We start from the raw sequence: 17,411 nt of genomic DNA, 5'->3' as shown, positions 1-17,411 counted from the left end.
CGCGTGAGGGGGTGCCTCACGCGCTTCATCCGTTCTTGCAGGCTCAGCCGGTTCAGCCGAGGACCTCGGTCACCGCCTCGCGGGTCTTGGCGACGACGTGAAGCGCTTCGGCGCGCGTCAGGCAGAACGGCGGGGCGAAGCCGAGGATGTCGCCCTGCGGCATCGCGCGGCCGATGACGCCGTGCTTGAGCAGGGCGCCCGAGACCAGCGCGCCGATCTTCTTGGACGGGTCGAAGAAGGTCCGGTTCGCCTTGTCGTCGACGAATTCGACCGCGCACAGCAGGCCCTCGCCGCGCACGTCGCCGACATGCTTGTGGTCGGCCAGCGCCTCGCGCATCGCGTTGTTGAAATAGGCGCCGGTCTCGCCCGCATTGGCGACGAGGTTCTGGTCGTCGATCAGCTTGAGATTGGCGACGCCGGCCGCCGCGCCGATCGGATGGGCGGAATAGGTCCAGCCGTGGCCGATCGGGCCGTTCTCGTCGGTGCCCTGTTCCAGAACCTTCCAGACCTTGTCGGAAACGATCGAGCCGGACAGCGGCGCATAGGCCGAGGTCAGGCCCTTGGCGATGGTGATGAGGTCGGCCTCGATGCCGTAGTGGTCGGAGCCGAACATGGAGCCGAGGCGGCCGAAGCCGGTGACGACCTCGTCGGCGATCAGCAGGATGTCGTGGCGCTTCAGGACCTCCTGGATCGCGGCCCAGTAGCCGGCGGGCGGGGGCACGATGCCGCCGGTGCCGAGCGCCGGCTCGCCGATGAAGGCGGCGATGGTGTCGGCGCCTTCGCGGTCGATCAGCGCTTCCAGCTCCGCGACGCAATGGGCGACGAAATCGGCCTCGCTCATGTCGAGGTCCGGACGGCGGAAGTAATAGGGCGCCTCGGTGTGCAGCACCTGCGAAAGCGGCAGGTCGAACTTCTTGTGGAAGAGCTCAAGCCCGGTCAGCGAGCCGGTCATCAGGCCGGAGCCGTGGTAGCCGCGCCAACGCGAGATGATCTTCTTCTTCTGCGGCAGGCCACGGATGTTGTTGTAGTACCAGACAAGCTTGATGTTGGTCTCGTTGGCATCCGATCCGCTCAGGCCGAAATAGACCTTCGACATGTTCTTCGGCGCGCGCTCAAGCACCATGTGGGCGAGCGTGATCGAGGCTTCCGTGCCGTGGCCGACATAGGCGTGATAATAGGCAAGCTCATGCGCCTGCGCGGAAATGGCGTCGGCGATCTCCTTGCGGCCGTAGCCGACGTTGACGCAATAAAGGCCGGCGAAGGCGTCGAGCAGCTTGTTGCCGTCGCGGTCCTCGATGTGGACGCCGTCGCCGCCGGTGATGATGCGCGCCGGGCTCTCGCCGCGCGCATGCTGCGCCAGGTGGGTGGAGGGGTGGAAGAAGCTCTCGCGGTCCCACTTGCCCAGTTGATCGTTGGTCAGCATTTTGTGTCTCCCTATCGTGTCCCAGGATCGCTACCCGGATCCTGTAAAGAAATCATGTGCTTGGTATTCGGGTCGCCGGGCTTTTCCTCAGGCCCAGTCGCGGCAGACGTATTTGAGTTCCATGAAGGCCTGCATGCCGAGCGCCGCGCCCTCGCGGCCGACGCCGGACTGTTTCATGCCGCCGAAGGGGATTGGCGCGCCGGTCACCTTGGTCCTGTTGACCGCGACCATGCCGTAGGTGAGCGCCCGCGTCAGCCGGTAGGTCCGCCGGGCGTCCTGGGTATGGACATAGGCGACGAGCCCGTATTCGCTGTCGTTGGCGCGGGCGATTGCCTCGTCCTCGGTGTCGAAGGGCGTGATCGCCGCCACCGGTCCGAAGGTCTCCTCGCGCATGATCAGCGCCTCGTCCGGCACGTCGGCGAGAACCGTCGGCTGGTAGAACAGCGGTCCGGCGGAATGGCGCTCGCCCCCGGCGAGAAGCCTGGCGCCATGCTTTCGTGCGTCCTCGACATGCGACACCTGCTTGGCGACGGCGCGCTCGTTCATCAGCGGGCCGATGTCGGGGTCGTCGAGGCCGATGCCGACGGTCAGCGCCTTCGTGCGTTCGGCAAACAGCTCGCAGAATCGCTTGTAGAGCGGACGGGCGACATAGAAGCGGTTGGCGCCGAGGCAATCCTGGCCGGAGGTGGCGAATTTCGCCTTGATGCCCTCGTCGACCGCGCGGTCGAGATCCGCATCGGCAAAGACGATGAAGGGGGCGTGGCCACCAAGTTCCAGCACCATGCGCTTCACGGTCGCCGCGCATTGGCCGTAGATCAGCCGGCCGATCTCGGTCGAACCGGTGAAGGAGACGGCGCGGACCCGGGCGTCCGCCGTCCAGGCGCCGACGACGGTCGCCGCATCGCCGGTGACGACGTTGAAGACGCCGGCGGGAAAGCCCGCGCGCTCGGCAAGCTCGGCCAGCGCCAGGCCGGAGAACGGGGTCTCGTGCGAGGGATGGATCAGCACCGTGCAACCGGCGGCAAGGGCCGCGGCCGCCTTGCGGGTGATCATCGCACAAGGGAAGTTCCAGGGCGTGACAAGCGCCGCGACGCCGACCGGCTCCAGCCAGACTTCCATCTCGGCGTCGGGCAGGTGCGAGGTCACGCTTTCGATGTTCGGGCGCTTGGCTTCCTCGGCATAGAACTCCGCGAAGGAGGCGGCATAGTCGATCTCGCCGCGCGCCTCGGAAATCGGCTTGCCCTGCTCCAGCGTCATCAGCCGGGCGAGGTCTTCCTTGTGTTCCACGATCAGGTCGAACCAGCGCCGCAGGATTGCCGAGCGCTCCTGGGGAAGTGTCAGGGACCAGTCGGCGAAGGCTGAATGGGCAACGCCCACGGCTTCGGCGCTCTGGTCGGCGGTGAGGCTTGCGACCTCGCCAAGGCGCTCGCCGTCGCCCGGATTGCGCACGGCAATGGTCTCGCCCGTCTCGCCGGCGATCCAGCGCCCGCCGACATAGGCGAACTGGCGCATCAGCCGTGCGTCGTGAAGCGAGGGCCGCGTGTGGCCGGTTTCCGTTCCCGTCTTGATCATGGCGCCGAACTCCCTCTTGCGGTCGCGTCGTTGACAACAGGATGGGCGCGGATGTGCAGACGATGTATCTGAACTGGCGCCGCGCGCCAGACGATCCGTCTTTTTTCGGGCGGGTTTGCAGTCCGGTCAGTCTGACGGGCCGGCGACAAGCAAATCGAGCGGTGGCGTGCCAGACGATTTCACGTCCTTGGTGACGATGTAGGTGTAGTAGCGCGCCAGCCCCAGACCGCGGTCGAGCAGACGGTCGATCAGCCGCTGATAGGTGTCGACGTCGCGGGTGACGATCTGCATCAGATAGTCGAAGCCGCCACCGAGTGCCCAGCAGTGGACGATCTCGTCCTGCGTCTCGACCAATTGTTCGAAGAGCTGGAAGGCGCCGGCGCTGTGGTTGTCGAGCTCAAGCGTGACGAAGACCGTGACATGCGGTGCCGTCTTCTTCAGCGCGATGCGCGCGTTGTAGCCCTCGATGATGCCGGCCTTCTCCAGCCGCTTCAGCCGTTCCCAGCACGGGGTCGGGCTGAGGTTGATGCGGCGCGCGAGATCGGCCTTCGACAGCCGGCCCTCGCGGGCAAGCACTTTCAAAATGGCAATGTCGCGGTCGTCGAGGCGGATCATCTCACGGTCATAGCGCCAGCCGGCCCTGCCTGTCCATCGTGGCGCGAAGCGGCGGCCTGCCGGCGTCAGGCCTGGATGACGGAGCCGATGCGCTCGTCTTGCCCGGCCTTGCGGCACACTGCGAAGACGTGGGCCGCGATCGCCGTATCTTGCGCGCCCGTTCCGGTGAGGTCGCAGATGGTCACGTCGGAAGGCGCACGCCGCCCCGCCCGCGTGCCGGCGATCACCTCGCCCAGTTCCGCAGGCGTCTCCGGCAAAAGCAGACCGGCGGCTCGCGCGCTGCGCAATTCGCCGAGCCTCTCGCACTGGCTCACCCGGTCGCAGACATAGGCGTCGGCGCGCGCAAGCGCCTGCGGGTCGATCTCGTTCTTCGCCTCCTGGTCCGATCCCATGGCGGTGATGTGGAGACCGGGGTGCAGCCAGTCGGCCAGGAACACCGGATCGCGAGCCGGCGTCGTGGTGACGACCAACTGGCTTTGCGCGACCGCGCCCGCCGGATCGTCGGTCGCGAATGCCGCGACGCCGAGCGTTGCTGCGATATCGCGCGCGCAGGCCTCGGCCTTTGCCGGATCGCGGCCCCACACGAAGACGCGCGAGAACGGGCGCACCAGACGCGCGGCGGCGGCCTGGAGCCTTGCCTGCACGCCGGTGCCGAAGACCGTGACGGTATCGACGGTGTCGGGGGCCATGTGGCGGGCGGCAACGGCGCCTGCGGCCGCCGTGCGGATGTCGGTCAGATAGCCATTGTCGAGGAAGAGCGCCTCGACCAGTCCGGTCTGGGCCGAAAACAGGATCATCAACCCGTTGAGGCTTGAAAGCCCGAGGGCGGGATTGTCGAAGAAGCCGGGGCTGACCTTGATGGCGAAACCCTCAAAGCCCGGAATATAGGCGGTTTTCACGTCGACCTCGCCATTGACCATCGGCAGGTCCATCGAGAGGATCGGAGGCATCACCACATCGCCTTTGGCAAGCGCTGCAAAAGCGCGCTCCACCACGTCGACGGCGGCGAGATCAAGCGGTACGGCGGCGCGCAATTCCGCTTCGGTTGCGATCACAATGTCATGCGGCATAGGCGCGGCCCTCGATCCGGCGGTCGCCAAGCCGAACGACCTTGCCCGTGACGACGCGGGTGAAGATCTCCATGTCGACATTGCGGCCGGTGATGACGGTGGCGAGCGGGCCTTTCGGCGTCGGCAGCTTGCCGGCGATGAGTGCTGCGATGCCGACCACGCAGGCGCCCTCGGCGACCAGGCGTTCCTCGAAATAGAGCGCCTGCATCGCCCGGTAGATCTCCTCCTCGCTGACCAGGACGATGTCGTCGAGAAGGTCGCGGCACAGCGAAAAGGAAAGGCGGTTGTCCAGCCCGATGCCGCCGCCGAGCGAATCCGCGAGGCTTTCCACCTCTTCGACCTCGACCGGGTGGCCGGCGCGGATCGAGGCATGCATGGCCGCGCCCCGGTCCATCGAGAGGCCGATCACCCGGATCGCCGGGTTGATCGCCTTGGCGGCGAGCGCGACACCGGCGGCAAGGCCCCCGCCGGACAGCGGTACGAGGAGGGTGTCGAGGTCGGGCGCGTCCTCCAAAAGCTCCAGGCCGATGGTGCCCTGGCCGGCGATCACATGCGGATCGTCGAAGGGCGAGATCTCGAAAAGCCCGTCCTCTGCGGCAAGCCGGCGGCTTTCGGCATGCGCCTCGTCCTGGCTGCGTCCGGTGATGCGCACGTCGGCTCCGAGCGCGCGAATGCCCTCGACCTTGGTTGCCGGCACCAGCGCGGACATGCAGACGACCGCCTTCAGGCCGCGCGCCCGTGCCGCATAGGCGACGCCGCGTCCGTGATTTCCGGTGGAGCAGCAGGTGACGCCGGTCGTTCCCGGCGGCAGATGGGCGAGCGCGTTCAGCGCGCCGCGCAGTTTGAAGGCGCCGATGGGCTGCGTGGTTTCCAGCTTGAGCAGGAACGGCTGGCCGGCGCGCGCCGTAAAGGCGGGCGCGGGCACCAGCGGCGTGCGGGTCGCGGTTCCCGCGATCGCGCGGGCCGCGGCAAGGATGTCGTTCAAATGCACGTATTGCGCCCCGCAAGTTGGTCACCCGTCGCCTGCGTCAGGCGACCACGCGCGGCGGCCGGCGTCAATCCTGCCTTGCAGCGGGGCAACGGCAATGGCGAGGCAAGCGAAAATCCCTCTGTCCAAATCAGGCACAGCGTGTGTACAACGCCAGAGGCTGTTCTTTTCAACGAACTTCACACAGGGGGGCTCATGCCGGCGTCAGAATTACCGTTTTCCGTGGCCGAGTTTGCGCGTCGCCTGGAAAAAGTTCGTGCCGCCATGCGGAAAGAGGACATCGACATTCTCTTCGTCGAGGATCCCTCCAACATGGCCTGGCTGACCGGTTACGATGGTTGGTCGTTCTACGTCCATCAGGGCGTTCTGGTGTTTCACGACGCGGAACCGATCTGGTGGGGCCGGCTGCAGGACGCCAACGGCGCGATCCGCACCGTGTGGATGGATGACGAGCGGGTCTCCGGTTATCCCGACTTCTATGTCCAGTCGACGGTGCGCCACCCGATGGAAACGCTGGCGGCGATCATTCGCAGCTACGGCTACGACGACAAGCGCATCGGCGTGGAGCTGGAGAACTACTACTTCTCCGCAAAGGCCTTCCTGACCCTGCAAAGCGAGCTTCCCGAAGCGGATTTCATCGATGCGACCGCGCTGGTCAACTGGCAGCGGGCGGTGAAATCCGACGAGGAGATCGTCTTCATGCGCCGGGCCGCGCGGATCTCGGAAAAGATCATCGACGGCATCGTCGAGCGCATCCGTCCGGGCATGCGCAAGACCGATCTGGTCGCCGATATCTATGCCGATGCGATCCGCGGCACCGAGGATGCCTGGGGCGACTATCCCGCCATCGTGCCGCTGCTGCCGAGCGGATCGGACGCGGCCGCGCCGCATCTGACCTGGGACGGACGGCTGATCGATGCGGAAAGTGCGACCTTCTTCGAGATCGCCGGCTGCTACCGCCGTTATCACGCGCCGTTTTGCCGGACCGTCTACCTCGGCAAGCCGCCGCAATATCTGCTGGATGCCGAAATGGCGCTGGTGGAGGGGCTCGAGGCCGGCCTCGACGCGGCGCGCGCCGGCAACACCGCCGCCGACATTGCCGAGGCGCTGGGCGCGCCGCTGGCTCGCGCGGGCATCGACCGGGCGGCGCGCTGCGGCTATCCGATCGGCGTTTCCTATCCGCCGGACTGGGGCGAGCGCACGATCTCGCTGCGCGCCGACGACGACACGGTGCTGGAAGCCGGGATGACGTTTCACTTCATGCCGGGTCTTTGGATGGATTCCTGGGGAATGGAAATCACCGAGAGCATCCTGATCAAGCCCGAGGGGCCGGCCGAGTGTCTGTGCAAGCGGCCGCGCGAGCTGATCGTCAAGGTCTGACAGACGCGACTGCGACGCCGAAACAGGAGAGTGCCAGATGGCCCTGATCGATGACACGCGCGACATCCTCGCCGAGCTGATCGCCTTCCCGACGGTGTCCTCCGACAGCAATCTCGAACTGATCGCCCATGCCGCCGACTATCTCGGAGAACTGGGCGCGCGCACCCAGGTGATGATCGACGAGACCGGCCACAAGGCCAATCTCTTCGCAACGCTCGGACCGGAGACCGACGGCGGGATCGTGCTGTCGGGGCACAGCGACGTGGTGCCGGTGGAGGACCAGGACTGGTCGTCTGACCCCTTCACCTTGCGTGAGGCGGACGGCCTTCTTTACGGGCGCGGCAGCTGCGACATGAAGGGGTTCATTGCCGCGGCGATGGCGGTCGCCCCGCGCTATGCCGCGCAAAAACTCACCCGGCCGCTGCATTTCTCCTTCACCTATGACGAGGAGGTGGGGTGCCTGGGCGCGCGCCAGCTGGTCGACGACCTGGCGCGGATGGAGCTGCGCCCGTCGGTCGCGATCATCGGCGAGCCGACCGAGATGCGCATCATCGAGGGCCACAAGGGCTGCTGCGAATACACCACCCGTTTCACCGGTCTGGAAGGGCATGCCTCGGCACCCGACGCCGGCGTCAATGCGGTCGAATACGCCGTGCGTTACGTTGCCCGGCTGATGGAGCTGCGCGAGATGCTCAAGGCGCGCGCGCCCGCCGACAGCCGCTTCGATCCGCCCTGGACGACACTGCAGGTCGGCCGTCTCGTCGGCGGGGTCGCGCACAACGTGATCCCGGGGCACTGCAGCCTCGACTGGGAAATGCGGCCCGTGACCGAAGCCGACCGGCTGTTCGTGCGTGCGCGCATCGAGGCCTATGTCGCGGACGAACTCCTGCCGGCGATGCGCGCGGTGTCGCAGGACGCGGAAGTCGTCACCGAGGTGATCGGCGAGGTCGCGGGACTGGAACCGGCCGACGACAACGAGGCACGGCGCATTGTCGCCGAACTCACCGGCGCCAACGGCGCGGACGTTGTCGCCTTCGGGACCGAGGCCGGGCTGTTTCAGGCCTTCGGCATGTCGGCGGTCGTCTGCGGTCCGGGATCGATCGCGCAGGCGCACAAGCCGGACGAATTCGTCAGCCGCGACCAGCTTCAGTCCTGCCTCGACATGCTGTGCGGCCTGGAGCGCAAGCTGACCGCCTGAGCCGGCCCGTCGCCCTGCCGGTCGGTTCGGACCATCCCGGACACGGCACTGGTGCGCCGAAGAATTCAACCATTGCGCGATATTTGAGTGATTGAAACTGTTTCTTGTTTTTTGTTACACTTTTTGCGGGCGTTCGGCGTCTTGTTCTCGCGTCTTTGGCCGGGCGATTCAATTGTTTTTGCCTTCCTCTGGGGAGGTTTCATGATTTTTGCGCGAAAATTCAGGGAGATGTCGGGATATGGTAAGTTCACCCAAGGATTCCAGGGAAAATCGGGACATCATGGCGCGGATCGTGGTCAAGGCCTGGACCGATCCGGATTACGCCAAGATGCTGTCGGAGCAACCGCACCGGATGCTTGAGGAAGAGGGCTTCGAGTTCGAAAAGGACGGCGACGTCAAGGTCCAGTTTCACTTCGACACCAAGACCCACAAGAATATCGTCATTCCCTCTCCCCCCGATCTGCTGAAGCTCGACAGGGACGACCTGATGACGATCGCCGCCCAGGTGATCGCCATTCAACTTGAGCTTTTCTGACGCACGGGAGAGCACCATGACACTGCAGGCAAGCACGCCGGCGGAAGCGTCGGCGAGCCTCGCCTCGCTGCTCGCGCCGCTCTCGGTGGAGGCGTTCTTCGCCGACTACTACGAGAAGAAACCGTTGCATCTCACCGGGCGCGGTGTTGGCGAGCGCTATCCGGGATTCCCGGATATCGAGGGCTTCGAGCATTTGCTCTGGAGCCAGGAGGAAAAGCTGCGCCGCGTGCTGAGGGTCAACCGGCGCGGCAGCTATTTCGCGATGCCGCATCCCTCGCAGGGCAAGAGCCTGTTTCGCTGGTCGGTGGACCGGCTGGCGGACGGCTGCACGCTGATCCTCAACGGCATGGACACGATGTCGGTTCCGGTGGCGCGGGTGGCGCGCGCCATCGAGGCGGAATTCGGCGGCAAGGTCGCGGCCAACGGGTTTTTGACCCCGACCGAGCAGCAAGGGTTCCTCGCCCATTTCGACACGCACGACGTCTTCATCCTGCAGCTTGAAGGCACCAAGCGCTGGCCGCTCTTCGACCAGCGCGTAGAGCTCCCCATCGACCGCCAGATCCACTTGATCGACCAGGACAGCGTGGGAGACCCTTCCGCCGTCTTCGATCTGGAGCCGGGCGATCTTTTGTATGTGCCGCGCGGGCTCGTGCATGGGCCGCACACGCTCGAGGGCCATTCCTTTCATCTGACGATGGGGTTCAGGCCGCTGCGCTGGGTCGACTATCTGTCGGCGCTGGTTCAGGTCGCGGCGGAACAGGATCCGGCCTTCCGCAGCTCGATCCTCCAGCTCGACGGAGAGGCCTTCGACGCCTTGTGCGCGGAAAAACTGGCGCATCTTGGCGAAATCGCCGGCAAGCGACGGCCGCGCAAGCTCGCGATGGAGCGGTTGATGGAAAATCTCGGTGCGCAGTTGCGTCCCCTGCCGGGCGAACACATCCGGGTCGCGACGCGGGCGGAAGACATCGACGCCGACACGCTGGTTCTGCGCCGTCCCGAATGCCCCTGTCACGTCTACGAAAAGGGCGCTGCGGTGCGCATCCAGTTCCCCGGCATCGGGCTTGCCACCGACGAGGATCTCCAGCCCGGGTGTATCGAGGCGCCGCTGGTCGCCGGCGGCGCGTTGCGCTGGATCGCGCGTTCGCAGGCGCCGTTTCGCGCAAGCGACCTGCCGGAGCCCCTCGACATCGACGCGCGCGTCGAACTGGTGCGCCTGCTTGCCCGCAACGGGCTTCTCACACTCTGTCCGCCGGCGTGATCTACCGCGGTTGCGCGGAGGCCCTGCCCGGGTTCGACGTGTGCCACGCGCTGGCCGGGCAGGCGGTGACAGAGGCTGTGGCACGCGCCGGCGGAGGGCCGGGGCCGGCGATCCGCCTCGCCGGCGAGGCGCGCGCGGATCTGGTGCGCGAAGGCGCGCGTGCGCTTGCCGGGATCGCGGTTCCCGACATTGTGATGGCACAGGCCGCCGGCGCCGGCCTTCCGCTCGCGGCTCTTGCGGGACACGCGGATTTTCCTGCCTTTCAGGAGGCCGCGTGCCAAGGCGGCGCGCGCAGTCTCGGCCGGCATCTCGCGGTCTTTCTGGAGGACTGGACGGCCGGCGTTGCGGCAATGCTGTCGCGGCGGTGCCTGGACGCGGCGCGCCTTGAGGCCGATTTCGCCATCCCGGAAACGGGGGCCGTCGAGCGGATCGCCGGTGCTTGCGGCGAGTATCATCGCGGCGCCTGCGTCAGACGGATCGACTTCGAGGGGGGCGGCCGGCTGGCATACAAGCCGCGTTCGGTTGCGCGCGAACGCCTGTGGCACGGGTTCGCCGGGTTCCTTGCCGGACAGGGGGCGGGTTCGGCCCTGTTTGCCCCGCAGACGCTGGAGCGGTCGGGATACGGCTGGTGCGCCTGGATCGACACGGCGCCGGCGACGGCGAGCGGTGAGGTGTCCGCCTTTTACCGGCACGCGGGCCATCTCCTCTTCTGGCTTTGGGTGACCAATTCGCGCGATGCGGTTGCCTCCAATCTCGTCGCCCGCCGCGGAACGCCCTGGCTCGTCGATTGCGAGACCTGCGTCTATCCGGGGGCCGATTTATCGACTCCGCCGCTGTCGCGCACCGGCTTTCTGCCGCCGGCGGGGGCCGATCCGGCGATGTCGCGCGCGGGCCTGTCGATGACGGCGGCGCGCCGGCACAGCGTTCGCCATTTTCATCTAGACCCCGTTGGGCGCGTTGCGCTTTCCCGGCACGAGATCGTCGATGAGGATCTGTGCAACCTTCCCTGTCTCCATGGGCGGTGCGTGCCGGCGCGGGGGCGTGGCGGCGAGGTCGTGCGCGGGTTTCGCGAGGCGGGCGACGACGCCTTGCGCTTGCGCGAGGTGCTTCTGGCGCGCGGCGCGCCGTTTGCCGGACCGGGCGGCGAGGGCCGTTTCGTCGCACGCGCCACGGTGCTCTACGGCGAACTGATGGCCGGCTATCTCGCCGGTGCGCGCGCGCCCGGCTGGCTTGAGCGCACGATCGCGGAGCTGCCGGTGTCGGTCGCGCTTGCACCGGAGGTCGAAGCGGCGGTGCGCCGCCGCGAATCCGCCGAGCTGATGCGGCTTTCCGTGCCGAAATTTCCCTTTGTCGACACCGCAGACGGGCCGGTGATCGTTGAGGGCGGCATGTCCTTGTCGCCGCTTGTCTGCGGTCACCGGGTCGCATCGGCGCGGCTTGCGGCGCTGCGCGAAGCGGATCTCGATGCGCTGGCGGGCGAAATCGAAACGGCGCTTTGCCCGGATGCGTGATCGGACGGCCGGTCTTTTCAAAACGGAATGAAACTGCGCTCCGCATGCCGCTTTCGCCAGCGCGGGTCCGCGTCGACGAAGGCAACCGGCAACAGGTCGAAGGCGATGGAAATGCGGGCGTCCGGGCCGGTATAGGCGGGCACGTCATGGGCAAGGCCGGGTTTGGCGAACACTGTGATGTCGCCCGGCCGGTTGTCGATCTCGACCGGGTCGCCGGCGCCGTAGCGGGTCACGCTTCCCGAGGTGGAGACATTGAGATGGCCGTGGAGCGGGTAGGGGTGGGCATGACGCGGCAGGCCCTCACCGGCGCGCAGGATGTTCGACCAGCACTGGATGTACATCTGTTTTTCGGGCAGGCCGCGCGCCGCGCGCAGGGCATCGATGCTGGCGCGGATTGCGCGTCCGAGGGCCTGAAAAGGCGGGTCCGGCAGTGCCAGCAGATTGTAGCTGGCATAGCGCGACGAGGCGACGCGGTCGTGCCGCACGCTCCATTCCACGCTGCGCGGCAGGCGCAGGATCTCGGCTTCCCGGGCCAGGATCGCCGCGCGGATCTCGGCAAGCGCCTCTTCGTCTGTCCAGCGGTAAAGGTGCAACGGGATGCCCTCCACCGTGAGCGTGCGGACGGGCTCAAGTCTCATGTTGCGTTGTGCGCGGGGATCCGGGGCCATTCGGGCGATCCGTGTACATGGGTGGCGAGATAGGAGACGAGATCCGGACTGTCACGGTCCTCGGGAAGAAAGGGCTCGAGCGCGCGGCGACCGTCGAAGGCCCCCATTCCGGACAGGACGACATCCCAGTTGTGCGGCCGGTAGAAAAAGCCCGGGTCGCGATCGATCTGCGTGTAGTCGCCCGCCGCGGCACATCCCAGCACCCGCGACAGAAGCGGGCTCGGGGTGAGCTGCTTGACGTCGCGCCAGTAGGGCGTGTCCGTGCGGTCGCTGAGCCAGTAGTGGGCGAAGACGAAGTCGGCCGTCGTGTCGAACCGCCGTCGGCAAAGCCGGTCCCACTGGTCAAGGTCGGCAAGTCCCGGCACCAGTGCCATGATGGCGGCCTGGGTCATCGACAGGCCGGTCGATTCCAGCGGCTCGATAAAACCGAAGGCGCCGCCGAGGGCCACGCAGTTTCCGCGTCGGGCGTGTGTATGACGCCCGTGGCGAAAGGCGATATGCATCGGCTCGAGGCCGTCGTTCGTGCCTTCGGGTCTGTCTGTGTCCAGGCCAAGCTGCGCGCGCAAGCTTTTTTCGGCCTGGGCGGCGGAGATGTGGCGGGAGCTGTAGCAATAGCCGGCGCCGAGCCTCGACCAGAGCGGGATGCGCCAGATCCAGCCGGCCTCCATCGCCGTGCATCTGGTGTAGGGGAAGGGGCGTTCTGCCACCGCGTCGTAGGGCACGCGCAGGGCAACGGCGGCGTCGTTGGGAAGCAGGCCGGACAAGGGTTCGAAGGGCGTGGCGAGCGCATCGCCGATCAGCAACGCGCGAAAGCCCGTGCAGTCGATGAAGAGATCCGCCGAAAGCCCCTCGACCGTTGCGATGGTATCGCCCTTGCGCAAGACCTCGCGGGCATGGCGTTCGATATGTCGAACGCCGAGCGAAAGTGCCAGGTCTCGCAAGCAGGTGGCATAGCGTGTCGCGCAGACGTGGTAGCCGCGCGCGTCCTCGCGTGGATCGAAGCGGTCCTGGCGGCACAGTCCGGTTGCGGCATAGGCCTCCTGGGCGCCTGGAACGGCCCGAACCGGGGTTCGGGGGCGGCCGAAGGGATGGAAGAAGTCGCCGCCCGCGCGGTCGAAGTTCTCGAAGCGGATGCCGATCTTGTATGTGCCGTCGCCGGCGCGCAGGAATGCGCGTTCGTCGAGACCGAGGGCGGTGTTGAACCGGCGGGAGATGTCGTTCAGCGATTCCCCGACGCCGAGCGGCGCCACGGAGGGCGAATCCATCAGCGCAACATCCGCTGACGGCAACATGCGTTTCAGGTAGGCGGCTGCCATCCATCCGGTGGCGCCGCCTCCGATCACGGCGATGTCGGTTTGACTGGAAAGGCTCATGCGGGCGCATTTGCTGTTTCGGTCGGTTCGCCGTCAGGATGCTCCGCAACCTCTGATGGGTCAAGCGCCAGTGCCACGCGGTTTGGTGCCCGCAATTTCGCGAATCTGGCTTCATGAGCGTTCGATGACCGCTTGACGTTACGTCAGGTGTGTCAGGACGGAAACAGGATCAGTCTTCTGGACTGTGTTGCGCTGAGCGGTCTCGGCGAGGAGGAGGTGCGCGCCATCGCCGGGCATTTGCTTGAGCTGCTGAATGTGCCGCACCGCCACCTGCGCAAGCATCCGGAGGCCTGCCCGGCGGTGCACCCTTGGAGTGCGGTGTTTTGAACCGTCTGTCCTCAGTGGCACGAAAGGGCGGGTCGGGATGGCAGGTCGCGACGCTGTCCGGGAGCCTTGCGCGATGCGCAAGCCTTTGCGTTTACGCAATCTTTGCAGGTTCGGTGACAGGTCTTGGGCGCGCGCGGTCGTTCCCGGTCGCCGGCGTCCCGCCGCAGATACACCGGGCAGAGTGGGGATGAAATGACGGGTTTGAAAACAATTGCCGCGACATGCGTCTTGAGTGCGGCTTTGGCCTCCGGGGCGATGGCCGATGAGGTCGACTTCAAGCGGTTCCTGGCAACGCCGGCGGGTGCGGCCGGTGTCGCGGCGATGGTGGCCGGGCTCGGCAATTGCGACGGGGCGATCAACTGGGACTATGCCTATGACGAGGCGGCCGGGAAGGTGAGTCAGGACATGCTGTTTGCCGGCTGCGTGGAAACGGTCGAGGGCGAGGACGATCCCTTCGAGAAATCCGTCGTGGCGCGCTTCCAGTTCTGGGCGGGGCCGATGCTGGAGAGCCTGACTTATCTGCCCTGACGGGGCAGGCCCGAGGCCCGGCCGGGCCTCATCCTAATTCGCGGCGGTCGCCGGCACCGATATCGTACCGGTGTAGCGACCGTCGCCCTGGCAGCTGCCGGCAATCGTCACATGCACGATGCGTGCGGTTCCGATGAAACTGCTGCCCGCCAGAAGCGGCATCGGGTCGCCGCCCGGATCCCGCAGTTCCTTGCCGTCCCGATAGAGCGTCACCTTGCCCGGATCGCAGGAGATGTTGCTGGCGTCGAAGGCGACCTTGACGCGGGTCGGCGTGTGGAAGGCGGCCAGCATCATCGTGTGATCGCGGCTCGGATCGTAGCTCCACGGGGTCGAGAAGCTTCCGGTCGTGCCGCCCAGAGCCTTCCAGTGGCAGGGTTTGTTCGGGCGGTCCTGGTTCAACTGGACCGTGATCTCGCGTCCCTTCACGAAGGCGCCGCTTTTCTCGTTGAACGTCGAGATGACCTGGAAACCGTCGACGGTTACGCGGTAGCGCGGGTATTCGGTGTCGATGGTGATGTCGTTGCATTGCAGTGCAATGAGCATGGGCGCATCCGGCGGCGGGTCCATCAGGACCAGCGTCTTCGCGCTCGGGGACAGCATGAAGCTTCCGGAGTGGAATTGATCCGCCCGGCTCGCTCCGGTCAGGGCGAGCGACACTGCGGCAATCAGGCTTGCGACGATCCGTTTCATGGCGCTCTTCCCCCGTCCCGCGCAAAGCCCGAGCCTAATGCACGTGCGACATGCGTGTACAGGCTCTACCCGTCTCCGGCCTCATCTCCGTCTCCGATCTCAGGCGCATTGCGCACCGACAGCGTGATCCGGTCGGCGGCGAAGCGGCTGCGGCTCATCTGGATCGGCACGCCGTCCCGGTCGGCATTGACGGAGGTGGTGAGAAGCACCACCGCCCCGGCTTGCAGGCCCAGGTCCTTGCGGTCCGCGCGGCTTGCGGGGGCGGCGGAGATTTCCGTGGCCAGGCGCTTGTAGTCGGTGATGCCGCAGGCCTTCAGCCCCTCGGTGATCGAGCCGCTTTGCGCGCAATGCGCCGGCAGATCGGCAAACCGCCCGGCGTCGAACCAGTGGGTTGCCCGCGACAGGGCGGTTCCGTCCGCGGCCCCGATGGTTTCCAGGCGCAGCACAGGCGTTGCAGGGGCGAGCGCAAGCGCCCTTGCGACCTCTTCGCTTGCCGGTTCCGTCGCCGTTTCCAGGAACCGGGTCGCCGCCTTGGCCACCTGTCCGCCGAGGCCGGCGGAAAAGCGGGTGCGCGCGCCGATCGGATAGCTGACGCGGGTGCGCGGCAGGATTTCCGTCCCGCGTCCCTGCACGGTCCGCACCACGCCGTCGCGCGCCAGCGCGGCAAGCGCCTGGCGCACGGTGTGGCGGTTGACGTCGAATTGCGCGGCAAGCGCTGCTTCCGTCGGAAGCCTTTGGGCCGAGTCATAAACACCGTTGCCGACGGCGGCGCGAATGTCGTCGGCGATCTGGCGCCATAGCGCAACGCCACTGCGTCGCTCGATTTCGCTCACCATCCCTCTCCGTCCACCTTCGTGTCCCGTCATCGGCGCATCCAATTCGCGCCCTCGCGGGTCCCCCACCCGGGTCCGTTTCGCCCGACCCTGCCGTCGACGCAAGGATTTTGCGCAATGGCCGTCGCAGTCGCGGGAGGGTCATCAAGGCGTCATGCAGCGGATATAGAGTGTTCGATGTTGGTTGTCTATAAAACTATACAAATTACGGAATGGCCGGTATACGGGACCGGAAGACGCGACCTGATTGACAGGGTCGGAAATCCGGCCCGCTGACTGAAACGGAGCGAGTGAATGACATCGCAAGCCAAGGGGCATGCAACCGGCGCCGATCCGCAAGGGGATGGCGCGCGCGGACTGAAGACGCTGATGGATGTGCTGGCCGCCTCGCCGGCCAGCGAAATCGCGGCCTGTGCGGAGGCGCTCGGAGGGCTTCCGCAAGCCGCGCCCGTGCGCGGCCCGGAGACGGGTCTCGTCATGGTACGCGGGCGCATCGGCGGAGATGGCGCGCCGTTCAATCTGGGCGAGGCGACGGTGACCCGCGCAACGGTGCGGCTTGCCGAGGGAGCCATCGGCCATGCCTATGCGCTCGGCCAGGACCGCGCGAAGGCAAGCCTTTCGGCAACGCTTGCCGCTCTCTGGACGCAAGGCGACCGCCGGGCGGAGATCGATGCCGCGGTCACCGCGCCCCTGCTGGCGGCCCGGGCGGGCGAGGAGACACAGACGAAACGCGAGGCGGCCGCGACCAAGGTCGACTTCTTCACCATGGTACGGGGAGACGACTGATGCAGACCCTCCAGTTCGATGCCGGCCAGTTCACGGCGAAAGCCGTCGATGGCGGTTTCGCCGATCCCGTTTACGACGCGCAGGCGGTGTTTCATGCGCTGATGCAGGCGAACGCCCGGCCGGGCGTTCGCGAGACGCTCGCCGACCGCCTTGAGCCGCCGGCGCCGCTTGAGGCGGGTCTTGCCGCCGTGGCGCTGACGCTGTGCGATCCCGATACGCCGGTGTGGCTGTCGCCCGCCTTGCGCACCGACGCGGTGCGGGCCTGGCTCGCCTTTCACGCCGGCTGCCCGCTGACGGACGACGCAGGCGCTGCCGCATTCGTCCTTTGCGCGCAAGACGACACGCCGCCGGCGCAGGACACGCTTCATGCCGGCACCCAGGAATATCCCGACCGTGCCGCCACGCTGGTGCTGGCGCTGCCGGCGCTCGACGGCGGTGCTGCGCTGACGCTCACCGGTCCCGGCATCGAACAAAGCGCCGCGATTTCGCCCGTCGGTCTGCCCGACGGTTTCGTTGCCGCGCGCGCCGACAACCGAGCGCTCTTCCCGCGCGGCGTCGATGTCGTGCTCGTTTCGGGCCGCGATCTTGTCGCCCTGCCGCGCACGACCGTCGTCGCGACGGCGGACGGCTCTTCTTCCAATGCGGAGGCCAACTGA

The 17,411-nt window shown here is 66.8% G+C and carries 18 protein-coding genes; 9 read left to right on the top strand and 9 right to left on the bottom strand.

Annotation, left to right across the window (positions count from 1 at the left end; genetic code table 11):
- Positions 1-52 precede the first annotated feature (52 nt).
- The 5 genes from G572_RS0115105 to eutB all read right to left on the bottom strand — a co-directional run bounded on the left by G572_RS0115105 (position 53) and on the right by eutB (position 5,671).
- On the bottom strand, positions 53-1,423 hold the full coding sequence (locus G572_RS0115105; RefSeq protein WP_029059190.1) for an aspartate aminotransferase family protein: 1,371 nt from the start codon (positions 1,421-1,423) through the stop codon (positions 53-55).
- 87 nt (positions 1,424-1,510) lie between these two features.
- Positions 1,511-2,995: an NAD-dependent succinate-semialdehyde dehydrogenase gene (locus tag G572_RS0115100; protein ID WP_029059189.1), complete on the bottom strand. Its 1,485-nt coding sequence runs from the start codon at positions 2,993-2,995 to the stop codon at positions 1,511-1,513.
- A 126-nt stretch (positions 2,996-3,121) separates the two neighbouring features.
- Positions 3,122-3,610: an Lrp/AsnC family transcriptional regulator gene (locus G572_RS0115095; protein WP_208979122.1), complete on the bottom strand. Its 489-nt coding sequence runs from the start codon at positions 3,608-3,610 to the stop codon at positions 3,122-3,124.
- A gap of 65 nt (positions 3,611-3,675) precedes the next feature.
- Entirely contained in the window at positions 3,676-4,680 is a 1,005-nt protein-coding gene (locus G572_RS0115090; protein WP_029059187.1) for a cyclodeaminase, read from the bottom strand.
- The gene (gene eutB, locus G572_RS0115085; RefSeq protein ID WP_029059186.1) at positions 4,670-5,671 is read right to left on the bottom strand and encodes a hydroxyectoine utilization dehydratase EutB; all 1,002 of its coding nucleotides are present in this window, start codon (positions 5,669-5,671) and stop codon (positions 4,670-4,672) included. Before eutB ends, G572_RS0115090 begins: the two co-directional genes overlap by 11 nt.
- A gap of 192 nt (positions 5,672-5,863) precedes the next feature.
- Between eutB and doeA the strand changes: the two genes are divergently transcribed.
- The 5 genes from doeA (at position 5,864) to G572_RS0115060 (ending at position 11,550) form a co-directional block, all read left to right on the top strand.
- On the top strand, positions 5,864-7,048 hold the full coding sequence (doeA, locus tag G572_RS0115080) for an ectoine hydrolase DoeA (RefSeq protein WP_029059185.1): 1,185 nt from the start codon (positions 5,864-5,866) through the stop codon (positions 7,046-7,048).
- A gap of 37 nt (positions 7,049-7,085) precedes the next feature.
- Positions 7,086-8,246: an acetylornithine deacetylase gene (gene argE / locus G572_RS0115075; RefSeq protein WP_029059184.1), complete on the top strand. Its 1,161-nt coding sequence runs from the start codon at positions 7,086-7,088 to the stop codon at positions 8,244-8,246.
- 238 nt (positions 8,247-8,484) lie between these two features.
- Positions 8,485-8,781: a nitrile hydratase subunit alpha gene (locus tag G572_RS0115070; protein WP_156884642.1), complete on the top strand. Its 297-nt coding sequence runs from the start codon at positions 8,485-8,487 to the stop codon at positions 8,779-8,781.
- A 16-nt stretch (positions 8,782-8,797) separates the two neighbouring features.
- A complete protein-coding gene (locus G572_RS0115065; RefSeq protein WP_029059182.1) occupies positions 8,798-10,039 on the top strand; it encodes a JmjC domain-containing protein in 1,242 nt (413 codons plus the stop codon).
- On the top strand, positions 10,036-11,550 hold the full coding sequence (locus tag G572_RS0115060) for a DUF4135 domain-containing protein (RefSeq protein WP_029059181.1): 1,515 nt from the start codon (positions 10,036-10,038) through the stop codon (positions 11,548-11,550). The genes G572_RS0115065 and G572_RS0115060 overlap by 4 nt, the downstream gene beginning before the upstream one ends.
- A 17-nt stretch (positions 11,551-11,567) precedes the next feature.
- Here the strand turns inward: G572_RS0115060 and G572_RS0115055 are convergent, their stop codons facing one another.
- Both G572_RS0115055 and G572_RS24130 read right to left on the bottom strand, forming a co-directional pair.
- Positions 11,568-12,188, bottom strand: coding sequence for a 2OG-Fe(II) oxygenase family protein (locus tag G572_RS0115055; protein ID WP_029059180.1), 621 nt, complete (start codon positions 12,186-12,188; stop codon positions 11,568-11,570).
- Positions 12,185-13,591, bottom strand: coding sequence for a tryptophan halogenase family protein (locus G572_RS24130; protein WP_051242451.1), 1,407 nt, complete (start codon positions 13,589-13,591; stop codon positions 12,185-12,187). The genes G572_RS0115055 and G572_RS24130 overlap by 4 nt, the downstream gene beginning before the upstream one ends.
- A 132-nt stretch (positions 13,592-13,723) precedes the next feature.
- Here G572_RS24130 and G572_RS0115045 point away from each other — a divergent pair, with 132 nt between their 5' ends.
- Both G572_RS0115045 and G572_RS0115040 read left to right on the top strand, forming a co-directional pair.
- Positions 13,724-13,918: a hypothetical protein gene (locus G572_RS0115045; RefSeq protein ID WP_156884641.1), complete on the top strand. Its 195-nt coding sequence runs from the start codon at positions 13,724-13,726 to the stop codon at positions 13,916-13,918.
- A 228-nt stretch (positions 13,919-14,146) separates the two neighbouring features.
- Entirely contained in the window at positions 14,147-14,446 is a 300-nt protein-coding gene (locus tag G572_RS0115040) for a hypothetical protein (RefSeq protein WP_156884640.1), read from the top strand.
- Positions 14,447-14,479: 33 nt separating this feature from the next.
- Here the strand turns inward: G572_RS0115040 and G572_RS0115035 are convergent, their stop codons facing one another.
- Together G572_RS0115035 and phnF are read right to left on the bottom strand one after the other, a co-directional pair.
- Complete coding sequence (locus tag G572_RS0115035) at positions 14,480-15,136, bottom strand: hypothetical protein (protein ID WP_029059177.1); 657 nt, start codon at positions 15,134-15,136, stop codon at positions 14,480-14,482.
- A 65-nt stretch (positions 15,137-15,201) separates the two neighbouring features.
- On the bottom strand, positions 15,202-15,972 hold the full coding sequence (phnF, locus tag G572_RS24125) for a phosphonate metabolism transcriptional regulator PhnF (protein WP_051242448.1): 771 nt from the start codon (positions 15,970-15,972) through the stop codon (positions 15,202-15,204).
- A gap of 291 nt (positions 15,973-16,263) precedes the next feature.
- On the opposite strand from phnF, the gene phnG reads away from it, so the two are divergent.
- Positions 16,264-16,755, top strand: coding sequence for a phosphonate C-P lyase system protein PhnG (gene phnG / locus G572_RS0115025; protein ID WP_051242447.1), 492 nt, complete (start codon positions 16,264-16,266; stop codon positions 16,753-16,755).
- The gene (phnH, locus tag G572_RS24120) at positions 16,755-17,411 is read left to right on the top strand and encodes a phosphonate C-P lyase system protein PhnH (protein ID WP_051242444.1); all 657 of its coding nucleotides are present in this window, start codon (positions 16,755-16,757) and stop codon (positions 17,409-17,411) included. The genes phnG and phnH overlap by 1 nt, the downstream gene beginning before the upstream one ends.

It is taken from the genome of Stappia stellulata DSM 5886 (assembly GCF_000423705.1).
Taxonomy (GTDB): domain Bacteria; phylum Pseudomonadota; class Alphaproteobacteria; order Rhizobiales; family Stappiaceae; genus Stappia; species Stappia stellulata.
The sequence above is the reverse complement of the archived record's forward strand: the minus strand, read 5'-3'. Positions and strand labels throughout refer to the sequence as shown.

Coding starts and splice junctions, on each gene's coding strand:
- G572_RS0115105 (WP_029059190.1), bottom strand. CDS start 1,423: ATGCTGACCAACGATCAACTGGGCAAGTGGGACCGCGAGAGCTTCTTC.
- G572_RS0115100 (WP_029059189.1), bottom strand. CDS start 2,995: ATGATCAAGACGGGAACGGAAACCGGCCACACGCGGCCCTCGCTTCAC.
- G572_RS0115095 (WP_208979122.1), bottom strand. CDS start 3,610: ATGATCCGCCTCGACGACCGCGACATTGCCATTTTGAAAGTGCTTGCC.
- G572_RS0115090 (WP_029059187.1), bottom strand. CDS start 4,680: ATGCCGCATGACATTGTGATCGCAACCGAAGCGGAATTGCGCGCCGCC.
- doeA (WP_029059185.1), top strand. CDS start 5,864: ATGCCGGCGTCAGAATTACCGTTTTCCGTGGCCGAGTTTGCGCGTCGC.
- argE (WP_029059184.1), top strand. CDS start 7,086: ATGGCCCTGATCGATGACACGCGCGACATCCTCGCCGAGCTGATCGCC.
- G572_RS0115070 (WP_156884642.1), top strand. CDS start 8,485: ATGGTAAGTTCACCCAAGGATTCCAGGGAAAATCGGGACATCATGGCG.
- G572_RS0115065 (WP_029059182.1), top strand. CDS start 8,798: ATGACACTGCAGGCAAGCACGCCGGCGGAAGCGTCGGCGAGCCTCGCC.
- G572_RS0115055 (WP_029059180.1), bottom strand. CDS start 12,188: ATGAGACTTGAGCCCGTCCGCACGCTCACGGTGGAGGGCATCCCGTTG.
- G572_RS24130 (WP_051242451.1), bottom strand. CDS start 13,591: ATGAGCCTTTCCAGTCAAACCGACATCGCCGTGATCGGAGGCGGCGCC.
- G572_RS0115035 (WP_029059177.1), bottom strand. CDS start 15,136: ATGAAACGGATCGTCGCAAGCCTGATTGCCGCAGTGTCGCTCGCCCTG.
- phnF (WP_051242448.1), bottom strand. CDS start 15,972: ATGGTGAGCGAAATCGAGCGACGCAGTGGCGTTGCGCTATGGCGCCAG.
- phnG (WP_051242447.1), top strand. CDS start 16,264: ATGACATCGCAAGCCAAGGGGCATGCAACCGGCGCCGATCCGCAAGGG.
- phnH (WP_051242444.1), top strand. CDS start 16,755: ATGCAGACCCTCCAGTTCGATGCCGGCCAGTTCACGGCGAAAGCCGTC.